The organism is Mesorhizobium sp. M7A.F.Ca.US.005.03.2.1 (assembly GCF_003997795.1).
GTDB lineage: Bacteria > Pseudomonadota > Alphaproteobacteria > Rhizobiales > Rhizobiaceae > Mesorhizobium > Mesorhizobium ciceri.
In genome coordinates this window covers 1-2,243 of sequence record NZ_RZRP01000948.1, presented here as the reverse complement: position 1 = coordinate 2,243, position 2,243 = coordinate 1, and the positions used below count along the sequence as shown (strand labels likewise).

The window sequence follows — 2,243 nt, the reverse complement described above, 5'->3', positions numbered from 1 at the left end:
GAGAAGGTGAAGGCGCCGTTCACCCAGCGCTTGATGCCGGCATTCTCCAGGCAGGGGTATCGGCTGAAGCCGAGGGCCAACTCGTCGGCGATGCGGTCGGTGTCTTCCTGGATCAGTTCAATGCCGTAATCCCACGGCGCCCCATCCATGTTCCAGTGCTTGTGGTTGATCTCGTAGATGCCGAGCAGCAGGCCTTTCTGTTCCTGGCGCATGTAGGTGAAGCCTTCGAGATCGACGATCAGCGGCAATTCCTTGTCCAGCGCCTGGATTTCGGGCAGCGCCTCGGTGACGAGATAATGGTGCTCCATCGGCGACACCGGCAGGTCGATGCCGGCCATCCGGCCGACCTGCTTGGCCCACAGCCCGCCGGCATTGACGACGTGTTCGGCAATCACCGTGCCCTTCTCGGTGACTACGTCCCAGCCGCCGTCCGCGCGGCGGTTGAGTGCCAGCACGCGGTTGTGCTCGATGATATCGGCGCCGCGCAGCCTGGCTGCCTTGGCATAGGCGTGCACGACGCCCGAGGGATCGATATGGCCTTCGCGCGCGGCATAGAGTCCACCCAGCATGCCGTCGGTGTTGAGGATCGGGCAGCGCTGCTTGATCTCATCGACTCCGACCAGGTGGACATCGTCGATGCCCATGGTCTGGAAGATGCGGTAGGAAGCCTTGAGCCATTCCCAGCGCTCCGGCGCCGAGGCGACCGAAATACCGCCGGTCATGTGCATGCCGATGCTCTGGCCCGATTCCTTCTCGACCTCGGAGAGCAGGTCGATCGTGTAGGCCTGCAGGGCGGCGATGTTGGGATCGGCGTTCAGCGCATGGAACCCGCCGGCCGCATGCCAACTCGACCCTGCGGTCAGCACCTCGCGTTCGATCAGCGCGACGTCGCTCCAGCCGAACTTCGCCAGGTGATAGAGCACCGAGGCTCCAACCACGCCGCCGCCGATGACGATCGCCCGATATTGGGATTTCATCCTGTCGCACTCCACCCAGCCAGTGTGGAGTACCCTATCGGTATTGTACATATGTGTCTAGAGGTTGGCGGGCAGCGGAATGAGCGCCCGTGACGCCGCTCTGCGCCGATACGGCAGAGGGCTCCTCTGCTGCTGTCGGCAGCAACCGTGCTTGCTATTGGGCCGATGCGCGAAGCGAAATCGTCAGGCCGCGGCGGCCGGGCCGTACTATCGGTTGCGCGAAAGCGTCTTCTCGACATAGCGCGAGAAGTCCTCGACATCCTCCGCCGGAGGCTCCTGGCCGGTGAAGCTGCGCAGATAACCGGCGACGTGAGGCAGGCGGCTGCTCATCGGCTCGTTGAGCTCAAGCGAGTAATAGCCGATCTGCATGAAATACAGCACGCGGGCCCGCACGAAGGCATCCTCCTCGTCGTAGCCGTGACGCATGAACATGTCGCGTATGGCGTTGACACGCTCCTCGTCGGCCTCGTCTAAGGCGCGCCTGATGGCGGGCGAGCGACGGGCCCAGGCCCTGATCGCGAAATCCAGCTGGGGGTCGAACAGCCTTTCGTCCACCCAGCATTCGAAAATGCTCATCACCCCGCGTATGACGGTGGCGGAAGGCCGCCTGGCGCGTTCCACGATGAATTTGGTATTCGTCTGCCGCCAGTAATCCAGCAACTGGTCGAGCAGATCCTGCCGGCTCTTGAAATACCAGTAGAAGCTGGAGCGCGACACATCGAGCTTCTGGCCAAGCGTCAGCACGCGGACGCGTTCGACTCCGTCAGAGATCAACGTTTCAAGCGCAAGCTTCAGCCAGTCTTCGCGAGTGGCCTTGATGTTGCCGGTGGCGCCGGCGCGCTGAATCGTCGTTTCGAGAGCTGCCATCGACACGACGCATGACATGCTGCCTCAGGCAAATCAAGGCTATGGACATAAGTGTACAGAATGAATCGGCCCAAGCCGATTGATGCACGATGGAGGTTGGCTGCATCGAGGCTCGATGGGGAATCGTCGTCGCCCGCCATCCGCGCGGCGCAGGCACGGGGATTTTTGTCGCGGCCGGCGGTTCACTGTTTGCTTTCCCGCGAGGCAATTGTCTGGCAAATACCAGTTCAGACAGATGCCCGCGCGGCCAACAAGCAGGAACACACGATATGACGCTGTTTCGAAAGAACCTCATCGATGGCGAGTGGGTCGGCGATGCCGGTTCGCGCAACATCAACCCCTCGGATACCGGCGACATCGTCGGCGATTATGCATCGGCGGGTGTCGAACAGGCCCAGC

Annotated in this window: 2 protein-coding genes; both read right to left on the bottom strand. The window is 62.2% G+C overall.

Annotated features, from left to right (window positions below; genetic code table 11):
- A partial coding sequence (locus EN991_RS33010; RefSeq protein ID WP_164769550.1) for an FAD-binding oxidoreductase occupies positions 1 to 977 on the bottom strand: 977 nt, incomplete at its 3' end.
- 207 nt (positions 978 to 1,184) lie between these two features.
- Entirely contained in the window at positions 1,185 to 1,844 is a 660-nt protein-coding gene (locus EN991_RS33005; protein WP_024501867.1) for a TetR/AcrR family transcriptional regulator, read from the bottom strand.
- Positions 1,845 to 2,243: the final 399 nt, after the last annotated feature.

What these genes read in the sequence shown, in the direction of transcription:
- EN991_RS33005 (WP_024501867.1), bottom strand. Translation starts at nt 1,844, where the DNA reads ATGGCAGCTCTCGAAACGACGATTCAGCGCGCCGGCGCCACCGGCAAC.